General features: G+C 72.6%; 16 protein-coding genes. 8 read left to right on the top strand and 8 right to left on the bottom strand.

All coding sequences use genetic code 11. From position 1 onward, the window contains the following. The first annotated feature begins 235 nt into the window (after positions 1-235). The gene (locus tag ACFVZW_RS13900) at positions 236-2,479 is read left to right on the top strand and encodes a molybdopterin oxidoreductase family protein (RefSeq protein WP_384520588.1); all 2,244 of its coding nucleotides are present in this window, start codon (positions 236-238) and stop codon (positions 2,477-2,479) included. Here the strand turns inward: ACFVZW_RS13900 and ACFVZW_RS13895 are convergent. Genes ACFVZW_RS13895 through ACFVZW_RS13875 form a run of 5 tightly spaced genes read right to left on the bottom strand, consistent with a single transcriptional unit; the run spans position 2,430 to position 7,378 of the window. Beyond that, positions 2,430-2,825, bottom strand: coding sequence for a gamma-glutamylcyclotransferase family protein (locus ACFVZW_RS13895; protein ID WP_384520586.1), 396 nt, complete (start codon positions 2,823-2,825; stop codon positions 2,430-2,432). The two genes, ACFVZW_RS13900 and ACFVZW_RS13895, sit on opposite strands and share 50 nt — an antisense overlap. Continuing rightward, positions 2,822-3,154, bottom strand: coding sequence for a divalent-cation tolerance protein CutA (gene cutA / locus ACFVZW_RS13890; RefSeq protein WP_384520584.1), 333 nt, complete (start codon positions 3,152-3,154; stop codon positions 2,822-2,824). Before cutA ends, ACFVZW_RS13895 begins: the two co-directional genes overlap by 4 nt. A gap of 13 nt (positions 3,155-3,167) precedes the next feature. After that, positions 3,168-5,003, bottom strand: coding sequence for an ABC transporter ATP-binding protein (locus ACFVZW_RS13885; protein ID WP_384520582.1), 1,836 nt, complete (start codon positions 5,001-5,003; stop codon positions 3,168-3,170). Further along, positions 5,000-6,733 (bottom strand): ABC transporter ATP-binding protein, encoded by a 1,734-nt coding sequence (locus ACFVZW_RS13880; RefSeq protein ID WP_384520581.1) that lies wholly within the window; start codon positions 6,731-6,733, stop codon positions 5,000-5,002. The genes ACFVZW_RS13885 and ACFVZW_RS13880 overlap by 4 nt, the downstream gene beginning before the upstream one ends. Before the next feature lie 15 nt (positions 6,734-6,748). Then, complete coding sequence (locus ACFVZW_RS13875) at positions 6,749-7,378, bottom strand: NADPH-dependent FMN reductase (protein WP_384520579.1); 630 nt, start codon at positions 7,376-7,378, stop codon at positions 6,749-6,751. A 79-nt stretch (positions 7,379-7,457) separates the two neighbouring features. Between ACFVZW_RS13875 and ACFVZW_RS13870 the strand changes: the two genes are divergently transcribed. The 3 genes from ACFVZW_RS13870 (at position 7,458) to ACFVZW_RS13860 (ending at position 9,747) form a co-directional block, all read left to right on the top strand. Further along, a complete protein-coding gene (locus ACFVZW_RS13870) occupies positions 7,458-8,228 on the top strand; it encodes an aminotransferase class IV (RefSeq protein WP_384520577.1) in 771 nt (256 codons plus the stop codon). 253 nt (positions 8,229-8,481) lie between these two features. Beyond that, entirely contained in the window at positions 8,482-8,988 is a 507-nt protein-coding gene (locus ACFVZW_RS13865; RefSeq protein ID WP_384520575.1) for a hypothetical protein, read from the top strand. Between the two features lie 141 nt (positions 8,989-9,129). Further along, entirely contained in the window at positions 9,130-9,747 is a 618-nt protein-coding gene (locus ACFVZW_RS13860; protein ID WP_384520573.1) for a class F sortase, read from the top strand. Positions 9,748-9,757: 10 nt separating this feature from the next. Here the strand turns inward: ACFVZW_RS13860 and ACFVZW_RS13855 are convergent, their stop codons facing one another. From ACFVZW_RS13855 to ACFVZW_RS13845, 3 genes are read right to left on the bottom strand one after another with little or no spacing between them, the layout of a single operon-like run. Continuing rightward, positions 9,758-10,537 (bottom strand): TSUP family transporter, encoded by a 780-nt coding sequence (locus tag ACFVZW_RS13855; RefSeq protein WP_384520571.1) that lies wholly within the window; start codon positions 10,535-10,537, stop codon positions 9,758-9,760. Between the two features lie 37 nt (positions 10,538-10,574). After that, positions 10,575-10,778 (bottom strand): hypothetical protein, encoded by a 204-nt coding sequence (locus tag ACFVZW_RS13850; RefSeq protein WP_384520569.1) that lies wholly within the window; start codon positions 10,776-10,778, stop codon positions 10,575-10,577. After that, on the bottom strand, positions 10,771-12,162 hold the full coding sequence (locus ACFVZW_RS13845; protein WP_384520567.1) for a ferric reductase-like transmembrane domain-containing protein: 1,392 nt from the start codon (positions 12,160-12,162) through the stop codon (positions 10,771-10,773). Before ACFVZW_RS13845 ends, ACFVZW_RS13850 begins: the two co-directional genes overlap by 8 nt. 210 nt (positions 12,163-12,372) lie before the next feature. Here ACFVZW_RS13845 and ACFVZW_RS13840 point away from each other — a divergent pair, with 210 nt between their 5' ends. The 4 genes from ACFVZW_RS13840 to ACFVZW_RS13825 all read left to right on the top strand — a co-directional run bounded on the left by ACFVZW_RS13840 (position 12,373) and on the right by ACFVZW_RS13825 (position 17,130). Beyond that, positions 12,373-13,602, top strand: coding sequence for an NAD(P)/FAD-dependent oxidoreductase (locus ACFVZW_RS13840; RefSeq protein ID WP_384520565.1), 1,230 nt, complete (start codon positions 12,373-12,375; stop codon positions 13,600-13,602). Position 13,603: 1 nt separating this feature from the next. Next, entirely contained in the window at positions 13,604-16,129 is a 2,526-nt protein-coding gene (nirB, locus tag ACFVZW_RS13835) for a nitrite reductase large subunit NirB (RefSeq protein WP_384520563.1), read from the top strand. 4 nt (positions 16,130-16,133) lie between these two features. Beyond that, positions 16,134-16,481 carry a nitrite reductase small subunit NirD gene (gene nirD, locus ACFVZW_RS13830; RefSeq protein WP_384520559.1) on the top strand — a complete coding sequence of 116 codons (348 nt, stop codon included), beginning with the start codon at positions 16,134-16,136 and terminating at the stop codon, positions 16,479-16,481. Positions 16,482-16,545: 64 nt separating this feature from the next. After that, entirely contained in the window at positions 16,546-17,130 is a 585-nt protein-coding gene (locus tag ACFVZW_RS13825) for a TetR/AcrR family transcriptional regulator (RefSeq protein WP_384520557.1), read from the top strand. Positions 17,131-17,444 lie beyond the last annotated feature (314 nt).

Genomic DNA, 17,444 nt, shown 5'->3' with positions numbered 1-17,444 from the left:
TAACTCACCACGGAGCCGTTCCACCTCCCCAAGCCTCATAGCCGAAAGATGCCCACCACCAGGCGAGATCACCCCACGTAACGAAGCACTACTAGACGGTGTCCGGTGGATCAGGGGCTGATCCACCGGACGCCTCCGGGCCTCACCCCGGGAGCCGTGCGCGGAGGAGCAGAACGCGCAGGACTTGTAATGCGGCGCGCTGCCTCCCGTAACACGCCCGTCTCATGATTTCCGCATGTCCGAGGCTGTCACCACCCCCACGCACTGCCCCTACTGCGCGCTCCAGTGCGGCATGTCACTGAGCCCGAAGGGCGCCTCCGTCGAGGTGGTGGAGCGGACCGACTTCCCCGTCAACCGGGGCGCGTTGTGCGGCAAGGGCCGCACCGCCCCGGCCGTACTCTCCTCCCGGGTCAGGCTGACCGGGCCCCTGGTCCGATGCCCTGACACGGGTGCCCTGGTGCCGGCCACCTGGGAGGAGGCACTCGCCGCCGTCGCCGATGGGCTGCGCCGGACCCGCGCCGACCACGGACCCGATGCCGTGGGGGTCTTCGGCGGCGGCGGCCTCACCAACGAGAAGGCGTACACGCTCGGCAAGTTCGCCCGGCTCGTCCTCGCCACCTCGCAGATCGACTACAACGGACGCTTCTGCATGTCGTCCGCCGCGGCCGCGCACCAGCGGGCGTTCGGGCTCGACCGGGGGCTTCCCTTCCCGCTGGAGGACATCCCCCGCACCGGCTGCGTGATCCTCGTCGGCTCCAACCTGGCCGAGACCATGCCGCCCGCGCTGCGCTACCTCACCGAGCTGAAGGAGAACGGCGGGAAGCTCATCGTCGTCGACCCCCGCCGCACCCGCACCGCCGAGCACGCCGACCTCCATCTCGCGCCCCGCCCGGGCACCGACCTCGCGCTCGCCCTCGGGCTGCTGCACCTGGTCGTCGCCGAGGGCCGGGTCGACGAGGAGTTCGTCCGGGAGCGCACGGACGGCTGGGAGGCGGCCCGGGCCGGCGCGATGGCGCACTGGCCCGAGCTGGTCGAGCGGATCACCGGTGTGCCCGTGCCGCTGCTGCGGGACGCGATGCGGATGTTCTGCGACGCGGAGACCGGGATGGTGCTCACCGCGCGGGGCCCGGAGCAGCAGTCGAAGGGGACGGACACGGTCGGCGCGTGGATCAACCTCTGTCTCGCGACCGGGCGGGCCGGCCGGCCCTTCTCCGGCTACGGCTGCCTCACCGGCCAGGGCAACGGCCAGGGCGGCCGGGAGCACGGCCAGAAGGCCGACCAGCTCCCCGGCTACCGCAAGCTCGACGACCCGGCGGCGCGGGCCCATGTGGCCAAGGTGTGGGGAGTGGCCCCGGAGTCGCTGCCGGGCCCGGGGCGCAGCGCGTACGAACTCCTCGACGCGCTGGGCGGCGAGGTGAGGTCCCTGCTCCTCATGGGCTCCAACCCCGTCGTCTCGGCGCCGCGCGCCGCGCACATCGAGGAGCGGATCCGCTCGCTGGACTTCCTGGCCGTCGCGGACGTGGTCCTGTCGGAGACGGCGGAACTGGCGGACGTGGTGCTGCCGGTGACCCAGTGGGCGGAGGAGACCGGGACCACGACGAACCTGGAGGGCCGGGTGCTGCTCCGGGAACGGGCCCTCACCCCGCCGGAGGGGGTCCGCACCGACCTGGAGGTGCTGCACGCGCTGGCCGGTCTGCTCGGCTGGGAGAAGGGCTTCCCCACGGACCCGGAGGAGGTCTTCGACGAGCTCCGCCGCGCCTCGGCCGGCGGCCCGGCGGACTACTCCGGCATCAGCTACCGCCGCATCCGCGAGGAGAACGGCGTCTTCTGGCCGTGCCCGGAAGACCCGGAGCCGACGACGGGGGCCGGGCCGGCAGGCGGCCTCCCGGCGGAGGCCGCGGAGGGCGCCGTGCCGGAACCCGGCGCCGCGGCGCGGGCCGGGACCGCGCACACCGGCGCCCACCCGCCGACCGCCGTCCCGGAGCCGACCGCGGAGGCCCGGCCCCACCCCGGTACCCCCCGGCTCTTCCTCGACCGGTTCGCGACCGGTGACGGGCGGGCGCGGTTCGTGCCGGTCGTGCATCGGGCCGCCGCGGAGGAGACGGACGCCGAGTACCCGATCGTGCTGACGACCGGGCGGGTCGTCGCGCAGTACCAGTCAGGGGCGCAGACCCGGCGGGTCGACGAGTTGAACGCGGCCGCGCCCGGCGCCTTCGTCGAGTTGCATCCGCGGCTCGCGGAGCGGCTCGGGGTGGCCGACGGCGAGCGGGTCGCCGTGGTCTCGCGGCGCGGCCGGTCGGTGGCGCCCGCCCGGGTGACCACCGCCATCCGGCCGGACACCGTCTTCATGCCCTTCCACTGGCCCGGCGAGGGCCGGGCGAACACGCTCACCAACCCCGCCCTCGACCCGGTCTCCCGGATGCCCGAGTTCAAGGTGTGCGCGGTCCGCCTCGAGCCCGCCAGTCCCCGCCCCCGATGAGCGGGCCGTACGGAGTGCCGGGCGCCGCGAAGTAGACCCAGGCGGGGACGGCCGTCCCGTCCCGGAGCCGTACGACCGAGCGCTCCGCCCGCTCGTAGCCGGCGCCGCCCTCCACCAGGTCGAGTGCGGCGAGCAGTTCGCCGTACGCACCGGGTGCGGCGGTCACCAGGTCTCCCGCGATCAGGCCCTCACCCGGTACGGCGTACGGATAGCCGGGCCCGTCGTACAGCAACGCCCCCGGCAGCCGGGCCGGTTCCTCCACCGCCGTACGGCCGAGGAGGAACCGGTCGTGGTTGTACTCGCCCGGCCGCAGCGTGCCGTAGACGAAGAACGGCAGCTCGGTCATCGCGCGGACGCCGCCGTCGTCTCGGCCTCGATCCACTCCAGGTACGCGGCCGACGCGCGGACCACCGCCGTGGCGACGATCTCGGGGGTGTCGTAGTCGTGCACGGCCAGCAGGTGGGCCTCCAGGGCCTCGTAACGGGCCTCGGTCGTCTTGAAGAGGACCTGCCACTCCTCCTCCGTCTCGATCGCCTTCCGCCAGTGGTAGACGGAGGTGACGGGCCCGGAGATCTGCGCGCAGGCGGCGAGGCGGGCCTCGACCGCCCCGCGCGCGAGCTCCTGTGCCTTGGCGGCGCTGTCGGTGGTGGTGAGTACGGTCAATGCGAGGGTCACCCCCTCACCGTACTCAGGCCACCGCCGCGAACTGGGCCGCGTACAGCCGGGCGTAGGCTCCGCCCGCCGCCAGGAGCTCCTCGTGCGTGCCCTGCTCGGCGATCGAGCCGTCCTCCATCACCAGGATCACGTCCGCGTCCCTGACGGTGGAGAGCCGGTGGGCGATGACGAACGAGGTGCGGCCTTCCCGGAGGGAGGACATGGCCTTCTGGATGAGTACCTCGGTGCGGGTGTCGACGGAGCTGGTCGCCTCGTCGAGGACGAGGATCACCGGGTCGGACAGGAACGCCCGGGCGATCGTGATCAGCTGCTTCTCACCGGCGCTGAGACCGGCGCCGTCCTCGTCGAGGACCGTGTCGTAGCCGTCGGGCAGGGTGCGGATGAACCGGTCGGCGTGGGTCGCCATGGCTGCTTCGACGATCCGCTCGCGGCCGACCTTCCCGCCGGCTCCGTACGCGATGTTGTCGGCGATCGTGCCGCCGAACAGCCAGGTGTCCTGGAGCACCATCCCGATTCCGGACCGCAGGTCCTCCCGTGACATCGCCGACGCGTCGACCCCGTCGAGGGTGATCCGTCCGCCCGTCACCTCGTAGAACCGCATCAGCAGGTTCACCAGCGTCGTCTTTCCCGCGCCGGTCGGGCCGACGATGGCGACCGTCTGGCCGGGCTCCACCGTCAGCGACAGGTCCTCGATGAGCGGCTTCTCCGGCTCGTAGCGGAAGGCCACCTTGTCGAAGGAGACCCGGCCGGTCACGGTCTCGGGGCGCCGCGCTCCGGCGGGCGCCGGGGACTCCTCCTCCGCGTCGAGGAGGTCGAAGACCCGCTCGGCGGAGGCGACTCCGGACTGGAGCAGATTGGCCATGGCCGCGACCTGGGTGATCGGGCCGTTGAACTCGTACGAGTACTGGATGAACGCCTGCACGTCACCGACGGTCAGCGTCCCGCTCGCCACCCGGAGCCCGCCGACCACGGCGATCAGGACGTAGTTGACGTTGCCGACGAAGGTGAGGGCCGGCTGGATGAAGCCGGACATGAACTGGGCGCGGAAGCTCGCCGCGTACAGCTCCTCGCCGAGCTCGTCGAAGCGTGCCACCGCCTCGTCGCGCCGCCCGAAGGCGACGACCTCCGCGTGGCCGGTGAACATCTCCTCCACATGGCTGTTGAGGCGCCCGGTGACGGCCCACTGCTTCACGAACTGCGGCTGGGCGCGCTTGCCGATGCGGGCGGCCACGAGCAGCGAGACGGGGACGGTCGCCAGCGCGACCAGGGCGAGCAGCGGGGAGATCCAGAACATCATCACCAGCACGCCCACGAGGGTGAGCAGCGCCCGGACCATCTGGCTGAAGGCCTGCTGGAGGGTCTGGGTGATGTTGTCGATGTCGTTGGTGGTGCGGCTGAGGACCTCGCCGCGCGGCTGCCGGTCGAAGTACGAGAGCGGCAGCCGGGCGAGCTTGTGCTGCGCCTCCTCGCGCAGCCGGTGGCCGGCCCGTTGGACGACGGTCGTGGCGAGCCGCTGCTGGAGCCAGTTGAGTCCGGCCGAGACGACGACCAGGGCGAGGGCGGCGGCCAGGACCCGTGCGACCGCCGGGAAGTCGACGCCGGCCGGGCTCGCAGCGCCGGAGACGACGAGGTCGGTGGCGTGGCCGAGGATCATCGGGCTGAGGACGGCGAGCGTGACGCCGACCGCCGCGGCGGCGAACACGGCGAGCAGCCGCGGGCGTTCGGGTGCCATGGTGCGCAGCAGCCGCAGGCCGGAGGAGCGGAAGTCGAGGGACCGTTCGAGGGAGGGGGTGCCGATGCCGGGACCGCGCTGCTGGACGGCGGGTCCCCGGCGCTGGGGGGCGCTCACGCTGCTTCCTCCTCGGTGATCTGGGAGAGGACGATCTCCCGGTAGGTGGCGTTGTCCCGCATGAGTTCCTCGTGGGTGCCGCTGCCGACGGCCCGGCCCTGGTCGAGGACGACGATCCGGTCGGCGCCGCGGATGGTGGAGACGCGCTGGGCGACGATGACGACGGTCGCGTCGGAGGTCTCTCGGGCGAGGGCTTCTCTCAACAGGGCATCGGTCCTGTAGTCGAGCGCGGAGAAGGAGTCGTCGAAGAGGTAGACCCGGGGGCGGGCGACGAGGACCCGGGCGATGGCGAGGCGCTGGCGCTGGCCGCCGGAGAGGTTGGTGCCGCCCTGGGCGACCGGCGCGTCGAGTCCCTCGGGGAGGTTCCGCACGAAGTCGGCGGCCTGGGCGACTTCGAGGGCGTGCCACAGCTCCTCGTCGGTGGCCTCGGGCTTTCCGTACCGCAGATTGCTCGCGACCGTGCCGGAGAAGAGGTACGGCTTCTGCGGGACGAGTCCGACGGTACGGGCGAGCAGGGTGCGGTCCATGTCGCGGACGTCGACGCCGCCGACCCTGACCTCGCCGCCGGTCGCGTCGAAGAGGCGCGGGACGAGCCCGAGGAGGGTGGTCTTGCCGCTGCCGGTGGAACCGATGACGGCGGTGGTACGGCCGGGGCGGGCGGTGAGGCTCACCGAGCGGAGGACGGGTTCCTCGGCGCCGGGGTAGCTGAAGTCGGCGCCGCGGATCTCCAGTCGTCCCGTCTCGCGCAGCTCCCGGACGGGCGCGGCAGGCGGGGTGACGGACGGCTCGGTGGCGAGGATCTCCTGGATGCGTTCGGCGCTGACCTCGGCGCGGGGCATGTGCATCATCAGGAAGAGGACCATCATCACCGACATCATGATCTGGAGCAGATAGCCGAGGAACGCGATGAGCGAACCGGCCTGCAGGGCGCCGGACTCGATCCGGTGGGCCCCGGCCCAGATGATGGCGACGGTCGCGAGCTCCCAGACGATCAGCACGATCGGGAACATCACGGACTGGAGCCTGCCGACCCGTAGTCCGACCTCGCGCAGTTCGTCGTTGGCGGCGCCGAACCGCCGCTGCTCGTGCCGGTCGCGGACGAAGGCCCGGACGACCCGGATGCCGGTGATCTGTTCGCGCATCACGCGGTTGACCCGGTCGACGCGCTCCTGCATCCCGCGGAACAGCGGCCTCATGCGCAGCACGGGGACGCCGACGCCCCCGGCCATGAGCGGCACGAAGAGCAGCAGGAGCAGGGCGAGGGGGACGTCTTGGTCGAGGGCCATGACGATGCCGCCGACGCACATCAGGGGCGCCGCCACCAGCATCGTCAGGACGAGCACGGCGAACGTCTGGACCTGCTGGACGTCGTTGGTGGTGCGGGTGATGAGGGAGGCGGTGCCGAAGCGGCTCATCTCGCGGGCGGAGAAGTCCTGGACGCGGCGGAAGGCCGAAGCGCGCAGGTCACGCGCGATCCCCATGGCGATCTTCGCGCCGAAGTAGACGGCGGCCGCCGCCGCGGCGGCCGGGAGGAGGGTGACGGCGGCCATCAGGCCGCCGCCGGCCAGCACATGGCCGGTGTCGCCGCGCAGGACTCCGTTGTCGATGACGTCGGCGTTGAGGGTGGGCAGGGTGAGGGAGGCGAGGGACTGGACGAGTTGGAGGATGACGACCAGCGCCAGGGTGCGCCGGTAGGGCCGCAGCCGGCCGCCGACGAGTCGAAGCAGCATGGATCCCGTGCCCCCTCAAGCCGCGTACGGGCGGATGGACTTGGCGTTGCGCAGCGCGTGCGCCCACCAGGCGATCTGGTCGAGCATCGACTTGGCCGCGGCGTCGGGGCGGGTGGGGTCCTTGTGGCGCCCGTCCTCGTCGAAGTGGCCGTGGGCGTTGTGGAAGGAGACGGTGTCCCGGACGGTCACGGCGTGCATCTCGGCGTAGACCTGGCGCAGTTGCTCGACCGCGCGCAGTCCGCCGGACATCCCGCCGTACGAGACGAAGCCGACGGGCTTGGCGTGCCATTCGGAGCCGTGCCAGTCGATGAGGGACTTGAGGGAGGCGGGGAAGGAGTGGTTGTACTCGGGGGTGAGGACGACGAAGGCGTCGGCGGCGGCGAGGACCGGGGAGACCTTGGCCAGTTCGTCGCGGACGGCGGGGTCCGGGTTGTACGAGAGGGAGGTCGGCAGGTCGACCTCGGCGAGGTCGACGACGTCGACGGCGAAGTCGTCGCGCTCGACGGTCCGGCCGAGGAACCAGTCGGCGACGACGGGGCCGAAGCGGCCCTCGCGGTTGCTGGCGACGATGACGGCGAGCCTGAGCGGCGTGACGTCGGCGGAGTCGGTGGAAACGGGGGAGTTCGCGGAGTTCGTGATGTCCATGCCGAGGATCTTGGTACCTCAAGTTTGGTTGAGGTCAAGCCTCGACTCTCCGTATGTGTTCGGCGCATACGGTGAGGGCATGACGACCCCTGCCCAGCACATCGAGATCGACGGCTCCCCCGCCACCGACCCCGCCCTCCTCGCGAGCGTTCTGACCGGCTACGGCCACTTCACGGCCGCCCAGGTGCGCGACGGGCGCGTGCAGGGCCTCGATCTGCATCTGGCCCGCCTCGACCGTGCCAGCCGGGAGCTGTTCGACGAGGGCGTGGACGGGGAGCGCGTACGGGCGCTGCTGCGCGGCGCCCTGGAATCGGCGGGCCGGCGGGACGCGGCGGCGCGGGTGTACGTCTACCCGGACCTCGCCGGAGGCACCCGGACCGTGGTGACCGTGCGGGAGCCGTACACCCACGTCCCGACCCCGCAGCGGCTGAAGTCCGTCGTGTACGGGCGGCCCGCGCCCCACATCAAGCACGTGGGCGGCTTCGGCCAGACGTACTACGGGGAGGCGGCGCGGCGCGAGGGCTTCGACGAGGCGCTGCTGACGTCCCCGGACGGCGAGATCGCCGAGGGAGCGGTCACCAACATCGCCTTCTGGGACGGCACGTCACTGGTCTGGCCGTCGGCCCCCTGCCTGCACGGCATCACGATGACCCTGCTGGAGTCCCGCCTGGAATCGGTACGGCGCCGGGTGACCCGGGACGACCTCGCGGGCTTCCACGCGGCCTTCGTGACGAACTCCCGGGGGATCTCGCCGGTCGGCGGGATCGACGGCGTGGACGTCGAGGTGGACGAGAAGCTGATGGACCGCGTGTACACGGCCTACGCGTCGGTGCCGTGGGACGAGCTGTAGGCCCGCACGCAAGTCGCACCGGGGAGGCCCGTCACCCATTCGGCACGGGGCCCGGGCTGACGCCTCGTAACCCGCCCCGACCTGCGTGAACGTCGGTCCGCCAGGCGACACACCGCATCGGACGGCGTAATTCTGATCCTCCATCAGCAGGCGCGGGACGCACGGCGGCGCTTACGTCGGCCCTAGGAGGCAGGTCCCGGGAAGTCCCTCTCGGGAGACCTCCGGCACGTCCGCTCGCGCCCCGGAGGACCCCATGCGCACCACTGCCCGTCTGCTCACCGGTACCGCGCTGACGGTCGCCGCGATCGGTGCCTTCGCCGCGCCGGCGGCGTACGCAGGGGACCACGAGGCCCTGGAGGTCTATCCGTCCTCCGCCACCCCCGGCACCACCGTCACCGTCAACACCCTCGCCTGCGGTGCGCACGGGCACGGCGTCGGGGACGCGAACTCCCTCGGCGCGGGCGAGTTCCAGCTGAATCCGAGCACGCACAAGGAGGTCGTGGTCGGTCAGTTCACGGTTCCGCACCACGCCAAGGCCGGCACGTTCGGCATCAGCGTCGCCTGCGACAACGGCAAGACCGCTCGCGGCGAGCTCGTCGTCAAGCACAAGAGCCCGAGCGGGCATGTCCAGACCGGTGTCGGGGGCAGCATCGGACCCGACACCGCCCAGATCACGGCGGGCGCGGCGGTGCTGGCCGCGGCTGCCGTCGGCGGTACCTGGCTCCTGCGCCGCCGGGCGAGCGGCGCGCAGGACGACTAGGGATTGCTCCCGGGCTTCCTGCCCGGGCTCCCTGGGCGTACCGCCCGTGCCCTGCCCCCGCCGCGCCCCCACGGGGCCCGGCGGGGGCAGGGCCACATCCCCTCCCGCCACCACCCCCGCACCACCCCGAGAGGGCAGACCGTGAGCAGCAGGACCAAGGGCTGGGGCATAGCCATCGCCGCGTGCGTCGGCATCTGGCTCGTGCAGAACGGCTCGGAGAACGTCACCCCGCCGGTCCCGTCGGCCGCCGAGGCGTTCGCCGCCGGGCCGAACGCGCACACCGACGCCGCCGCCGACCCGCTGCCGCCCTCCGCCCCCGTCCGGCTGCGCATCCCCGAGATCGACGTCGACGCGCCCATGACGGGGCTCGGGCTGAGCCCGGACGGCGCGCTCGACGTGCCGCCGGCGAGCGACCGCAATCTGGCCGGCTGGTACGAGGGCGGCACCACGCCCGGCGCCGAGGGCACCTCGATCGTCGCCGGCCACGTCGACAACGCGCGGGGCCCGGCCGTCTTCTACGCGCTCGGCGCGCTCAAGAAGGGCAACAGGATCGAGGTGGACCGGCAGGACGGCCGTACCGCCGTCTTCACGATCGACGCCATCGAGGTGTACGAGAACGAGGACTTCCCGGACGAGCGGGTCTACGGGGAGAAGGACCGGGCCGAACTGCGGGTGATCACCTGCGGCGGCGGGTTCACCGAGAAGTCCGGCTATCAGGGGAACGTGGTGGCCTTCGCCCACCTCATCGGCGTGCGCTGATCGGCCGCCGTCAGCTCCACTGGTCGAAGGCGAGCTTCGCGACCAGCGAGAACACCACGAACAGCAGCACGCCGCGGACGAACTCCGCGCCCTTGCTCAGCGCCATCCGCGCCCCGATCATCCCGCCGGCCAGGTTGAAGACGGCCATGACGGCGGCCAGCTGCCACAGCACGCTGCCCTGGTAGGCGAACATCGCGAGCGCGCCGGCGTTGGTGCAGACGTTGACGATCTTGGCGGTGGCGGAGGCGGTCACCAGGTCGAGATGGAGCACGGCGGTGAGCGCGAGGACCAGGAAGGTGCCGGTGCCCGGACCGAACAGCCCGTCGTAGAAGCCGATCCCGCCGCCGACGAGCACGATCGCGGTGACGACCCGGGCCCGGGTCACGGGCGCCTTGTCCTCCGCCTGGGTCCCGAAGGACGGCCGCAGCATCACGAACGCGGCCACGCCGACCAGCACCACCATGATCACGGGGCGCAGTACGTCGCTGCTGATCCCGGCCGCGAAGAACGCGCCGCCCATGGAGCCGGCGAGGGCCGCGAGCCCGATCCGTACCGCCGTCTTCACCTGCACCGGTGCCTTGCGTACGTACGTGACGGCGGCGCCGGTCGTGCCCACGATCGCGACGGCCTTGTTGGTGCCGAGGATCTGCGCGGCCCCGGCCTGCGGGAGCCCGAGCAGCAGCGCGGGCAGCAGAAGGAGCCCTCCCCCGCCGACCACGGCGTCGATCCAGCCGGCCACGAGTGCGGCGACGCAGAGCAGGACGAGGGTGGTGAGCGATATGTCAGGCATGATCGCGAGCCTAGGGAGGAGATCGGTGTGCCGTCCATCAATCCCTGGAGAGTTGAGCTACGTCTGAGGTTGTGCCGGTCGGCGCCCGGTCCGGCGCGGGCGGCGCGGCCGGGTCGACGGCGGCCGTCAGGAAGGTCGCGGCGAGGGCGCCGGCGGTGAGCAGTCCGGCGGCGAGCCGCCGGCGGGCACGGTCGGTCGCGTGGACGGTGACGCGGGTGCGCGGCGCGCGGTGCTTAGTCATGGCTGAAGTCCTCGGAGTGGATGCGGCGGGCGGGGACCCCGGCCCTGACGAGTGCGTCGGTGGCGGCGCGGGCCATCGCGGGCGGCCCGCACAGATAGACGTCGTGGGCGGCGAGGTCGGGCACGAGATTGCGCAGCGCCTGGGGCGCGAGGGGGTCGAAGGAGGCATCGGAGGGGCCGAGGAGGTAGTGGAGGGCCGCCTGCCGTCGGCAGGCGATCCGCTCCAGTTCCTCGCGCAGGACGAGGCCTTCCGCGTCCGAGGCCCGGTACAGCAGCGTCACGTCACCGGGCCCGCCGGGCAGGGTCTCGAAGAGCGCCCGCATCGGGGTGATGCCCACGCCCCCGGCGAGCAGCAGCACCTTGCGGCGCGTGCGGCGGTGCGCGGTGAGCGCGCCGAACGGGCCGGTGGCCAGAACCCGGGTGCCGGGGCGCAGGCGCCGGATCCGGCGGGTGTGGTCGCCGAGCGCCTTGACGGTGATGCGCAGGGTGTCGTCGTGGACGGGGGCGGACAGGGAGAAGGGCAGCGCGGTCCGCCAGAGCCTGCGGGTGAGGAAGCGCCAGCGGAAGAACTGGCCCGGTTCGGCGCACAGCCTCTCCAGGCCGGTGCCGCGGATGGTCACCGAGACGACGTCCCGGCCCTCGGCGCGCACCTCGGTCACCCGCAGGGTGTGGCGCAGCGCCTGCCGGACGGGGACGACGATCCGGTACCAGACGAGGAGGACGGCGACGGTCGCGTGCGCCATCGACCAGCCCCAGACGGCGAGCAGGCTCCCCGCGAGGTCGGGTCCCGCGAGCTGGTGCACGAAGCCGAGGGCGGCGGCGAGATGGCTGAACAGATGGACCGCCCGCCAGGTCTCGTGCCGCAGCCGCCGACGGGCCGCCCGGGCGGAGGTGACGCCGACGGCGACGAGGAGCACGGTGCCGGCGGTGGCGGCGGCGAGCGCCGGGTAGGAGAGCAGCCCGAGGGTGGCGGTGACGAGGTCGGTACGGGTGTGCACGGCGTATCCGCAGAGGGCGAGGACCGCGTGGGCGCCGACGAGGCCGAGGACGTACCGTCCGCCGAGGGCGTGCCAGCGGGCGAGCCGGTCGGCGCCGACACCGTGCTCGACGGCGGGGACGCGGGCCATCAGGAACAGCATGACGAGGACGCCGTAGCCGGCGAGCAGCCCGGTGAGATGCGCGCCGGTCGCGAAGACGGCGTCGAGACGCGCGGAGGGCTCGGCCTGGAGCCCCCACAGCAGGGCGACCGCCCCGGCTCCGCCGACGACGGCGTCGCGCAGCCGCTCGGGGGCGAGGCGGGGCGCGGGCGCGGCCGCGGGGGCTTGTGGGAACGGACGCGCCGCCGGGCGCGCGTCGAAGAGGGGTTCACTGACCTCGGTCGTCACACCCGCACACTAGGGTCCGCCCGTATACGAGAACCCCAGGTCAGCCGCTCTCCCGCGATCCTTAAGGTCCCCTTGAGGAGACTCTGACCACCGGTTAAGCCTCACACCCTTCCGCCTCACAGTGCGAAGCCCGCAGGTCTGAGATCAGCGTTCCGCAGGGGAAACAAACGGGGTGCCGACGGGTAACACCCGCCCCGCACTCTTCGGGACATGAGTACACGGATCGTGGTGGTCGGAGGCGGAACGGCGGGCGCCCGGCTCGCCCAGCGCCTGCCGGTCACCCTCCTCGGCGAAGAGCCGCACGCACCGTACAACAGGGTGCTGCTCGCGGACGTCCTCGCCGGGCGGTACGCGCCGGAGGTGATCGCGCTGCCCGCTCCGCAGGAGCCGGTGCGGCGCGGGGTGCGGGCGGTGCGGATCGACCGGGCCGCCAGGACCGTGGAGTGCGAGGACGGGACGACGGTCGGCTACGACCGGCTGGTCCTGGCGACCGGCTCCAACCCCGTGCTGCCGCCGCTGCGCGGACTGCGCGGCTCGCGGCTGCCGTCGGGCGTCCATCCCTTCCGCATGCTCGACGACTGCCTGGAGCTGCGGGAGCACGTCCGGCCCGGCGTCCGCGCGGTCGTCATCGGCGGCGGGCTGCTCGGGGTCTCCGCGGCCCGCGCGCTGGCGGCCCTCGGCGCCGAGGTCGTGCTCACCCAGCAGGGCGAGCGGCTCATGGAACGCCAGCTCGACGCACACGCCTCGGAGCTGCTCCGGGAGCACGTGGAGTCCCTCGGCGTCGAGGTGCACACCGAGTGCCGGGTCAGCGGCCTGCGCCAGGAGGACGGCGCGGTCACGGCCGTGGAGCTCGCCGACGGCTTCGTGCTCGACGCCCAGGTCGTGGTCCTCGCGTGCGGGGTCAGGCCGCGAGTCGGGCTCGCCCGGGACGCCGGTCTGGACGTCCGCCGGGGCGTCGTCGTCGACGACGAGCTGCGGACCTCCGACCCGTACGTCCACGCCATCGGCGACTGCGCCGAACACGACGGCCGGGTCTACGGCCTGGCCGGCCCGGCCCTGGAACAGGCGGACGCGCTGGCGGACCTCCTCCTGTCGGAGGCGTCCGCCTTCCCGGCCGCGGCGACCGCGCCGGAGGCGACGCCCCGGCCCGTCTACACCGGCACCCGCGCCCTGACCCGCCTCACGCTGGGCGGTCCGGAGGCGCTCGACCTGGCCGCCTTCGGCGAGGCCACCCCGCTGCCCGGCGACGACGTCGTGCAGCTGACCGACGCGACCCGGCGCGCCTACCGCAAGGTCGTCGTCCGCGGCGACCGCCTCGTCGGTGGCGTGCTCCTCGGCGATCTCGCCGCGGTCGGGGCGCTCGCCCGGGCCTGGGAGGGCGACGAGGCCCTTCCGCCCGCTCCCCTGCTTCACCTGCTCACCCATGACGGAGGCTCCTGAGATGTCGACCACGCCCGTGCACACCCCCACTGTCGTCCTGGTCGGCCACGGCATGGTCGGCCAGCGCTTCCTGGAGGCGCTGGCGGACCGTGGCGTCACCGAGCGCGCCCGCGTCGTGGTGCTCTGCGAGGAGCCGCGCCCCGCCTACGACCGGGTCCAGCTGACCTCGTACTTCAACGGCCGCACCCCCGACGATCTCTCGATGGTCGAGGACGGCTTCATGGCGAAGCACGGCATCGAGCTGTACGTCGGTGACCCGGCCGAGTCGATCGACCGCGAGGCCCGTACGGTCACCGCGCGCTCGGGGCAGGTCATCCCGTACGACACGCTGGTCCTGGCGACCGGCTCGTACCCCTTCGTGCCGCCCGTCCCCGGCAAGGACGCGCGCGGCTGTTTCGTCTACCGGACGATCGAGGATCTGCTGGCCATCGAGGAGTACGCCAAGACCGCGACGACCGGTGCGGTCGTCGGCGGCGGACTGCTCGGCCTGGAGGCCGCGGGCGCGCTCAAGGGGCTCGGACTCGACACGCACATCGTGGAGTTCGCGCCCCGGCTGATGCCGGTGCAGGTCGACGAGGGCGGTGGCGCGGCGCTGCTGCGCACGATCGAGCAGATGGGGCTGAGCGTCCACACGGGCACCGGCACCCAGGAGGTCGTGACCGAGGACGGCGCGGTCACCGGGATGCGCCTGTCGGACGGCTCCGAACTGGCCACGGACATGGTGGTGTTCTCGGCGGGCGTACGCCCCCGCGACCAGCTGGCGCGCGACTGCGGACTGACGGTCGGCGAGCGCGGCGGCATCGCGGTGGACGAGCGGTGCAGGACGTCCGACCCGGCCGTGTACGCGATCGGCGAGTGCGCGCTGGCCTCCGACGGCCGGGTGTACGGCCTGGTCGCGCCCGGCTACGAGATGGCGCTGACGGCCGCCGCGACGATCGCCGACGAGGCCGTGGACGGCTTCACCGGTGCCGACATGTCGACCAAGCTGAAGCTGCTGGGCGTCGACGTGGCCTCCTTCGGTGACGCGCACGGCACGGCCGAGGGCTGCCTCGACGTCGTCTACTCCGACTCCCGCTCCGGGGTCTACAAGAAGCTCGTCATCGACGGCGAGGGCAGGCTGCTCGGCGGTGTCCTCGTCGGCGACGCCGACTCGTACGGGATGCTGCGGCCGCTCACCGGCTCCGTCCCGCCGGTCTCCCCCGAGCAGCTGGTCCTGCCGGCGGGCGCGGGCGCGCCGGTCGCGCTGGGCCCGTCCGCGCTGCCGGACGACGCCGTCATCTGCTCGTGCCACAACGTCACCAAGCACGCCATCACCCAGTGCGAGACGCTGCCCGAGGTGAAGAAGTGCACCAAGGCCGGTACGGGCTGCGGCAGTTGCGTGAAGCTCATCGGGCAGCTGCTGCCGGAGCCGAAGGACAAGGGGCTCTGCGCCTGCTTCTCGTACACCCGCAGCGAGCTGTACGAGATCACCCGCACGCTGCGGCTGACCTCCTTCGCGGCGCTGCTCGACTCGCACGGGCGTCCCGAGGCGCGCGGCGGCGAGGGCTGCGAGATCTGCAAGCCGACCGTCGGCTCGATCCTCGCGAGCCTCAACAACGGCTACATCCTGGACGGCGAGCAGGCCTCCCTCCAGGACACCAACGACCATTTCCTCGCGAACCTGCAGCGCAACGGCTCGTACTCGGTCGTGCCGCGCATCCCCGGCGGTGAGATCACCCCGGACAAGCTGATCGTGATCGGCGAGGTGGCCCGGGACTTCGGGCTCTACACCAAGATCACGGGTGGTCAGCGGATCGACATGTTCGGCGCCCGGGTCGAGCAGCTGCCGGCGATCTGGACCCGCCTCGTCGACGCGGGCTTCGAGTCGGGACACGCGTACGGCAAGTCGCTGCGCACCGTGAAGTCCTGCGTGGGGCAGACCTGGTGCCGCTACGGCGTGCAGGACTCGGTGAAGATGGCGATCCAGCTGGAGCTGCGCTACCGGGGCCTGCGCTCCCCGCACAAGCTCAAGTCGGCGGTCTCCGGCTGCGCCCGCGAGTGCGCGGAGGCGCAGTCGAAGGACTTCGGCGTCATCGCGACGGCGAGCGGCTGGAACCTGTACGTGGGCGGCAACGGCGGTGCGACCCCGCGCCACGCGGACCTGCTCGCGCAGGATCTCTCGGACGCCGAACTGGTGCGGCTGATCGACCGGTTCCTGATGTTCTACATCCGTACCGCCGACCGTCTGGAGCGCACGTCGACCTGGCTGGAGCGCCTCGATGGCGGTCTGGAGCACCTCAAGGACGTGGTCGTGCACGACTCGCTGGGGCTCTGCGACGAGCTGGAGGCGCTGATGGCGGCCCATGTCGCGGACTACCAGGACGAGTGGGCGCAGACCCTGGACGACCCTGACCGGCTGCGCCGCTTCGTGGCGTTCGTGAACGCGCCGGACGCGCCGGACCCGTCGGTGAAGTTCGTGCCCGAGCGCGACCAGATCAAGCCGGACCTGACCGTCCTCACCATCGGAACCCGCCTGGAAAGGGTCTGAAGCCATGAAGCTCGAACTGTCCCCGTCCCCCGACGCCTGGATGCCGGTCTGCGAGGAGTCCCGGCTGACGCCGGGGCGGGGCGTGGCCGCGCTGCTGCCGGACGGCCGGCAGGTGGCGCTGTTCAAGGACCGGTCGGGGCGCGCGTACGCGATCGACAACCGGGATCCGTTCACCGGGGCGCAGGTGCTGTCGCGCGGGCTGCTCGGGTCGGCGAACGGGCGGCCGTTCGTGGCCTCGCCGCTCCTGAAGCAGCGCTTCGACCTGGAGACGGGCCGCTGCCTGGACGACGAGGAGGTCACGGTGGAGGTGTATCCGGTCCGGATCCACGAGGGCGCGCTCCACGCGGTCTGACCCCGAGGGTGCGGTCCGCCAGTTTTACTTGACCGTGCGTTCCAGGTGGATCTACGGTGGGGGCGTGGCCAGGACCAAGGAGTTCGATCCGGAGGCCGCGCTGCAGGCAGCGCTCGAGCTGTTCTGGCGGCGCGGCTACGAGGCGACGACGATGTCGGACCTCGTCGAGCACCTCGGGATCGGCCGCGCCAGCATCTACGCCACCTTCGGCAACAAGCACGAGCTGTACATGAAGGCCATGGACCGCTACCTCCGGGCGAACGACCCGGTCATGATGGAGGAGTTGTCCGCGCCGGGTCCCGCACTGCCGCCCGTCCGGGCCCTGGTCCGCCGCTTCGCCGACGAGGCGGCGACGGACGAGGTGCGCCTGAACGGCTGTTTCATCACCAACTCGGCGGCGGAACTGGGGCCGCACGACGGGGCCGTGGCCCGGCGGGTGGAGCTGAGCTGGGAGCAGATCGAGACCCTGCTGCATGCCTCGCTGATCCGGGCCCGCGCCCAGGGCGAGCTGCCCGCGGACCGCGATCCACAGGCGCTGGCCCGGATGCTGCTCGTCCTGATGCAGGGCATCCGACTGGTCGGCAAGGCGTCGAGCGACCCGGCCAGGGTCCGCGACGCGGCGGAGCAGGCCTTGTCCCTGCTGGACTGAGACCGGAAGACAAGGGCGCCTCACGGCGCCCCTTTCTTCGGCCTTCATATTGGAACGTACGGTCAAGAAAGAGGGGGGTCATGTCGGAGACGACGAACCGGGGAGCTCTCCGCCCACCGACGGAGGCGGAGGCGGAGGGCGGACCAACAACCGGATCCTGGGCGGGACACACCGACGCGGGGCCACAGGCCCGCGCCGGGGGGGCGGCGCCGGGCGGCGGCGGGCCCCGGCCGGGCGGGCGCCCGGCGGGCGCGGGTCCGCGGCCGCTGGAGCGCTGGGGGCGGGGGGGGAACGACCCGGCGCAGGCTCCGCGG

Origin of the sequence: Streptomyces sp. NPDC059567 (assembly GCF_042735655.1) — a bacterium.
Lineage (GTDB): Bacteria > Actinomycetota > Actinomycetes > Streptomycetales > Streptomycetaceae > Streptomyces.
This window is presented reverse-complemented; position numbering and strand designations above follow the sequence as displayed.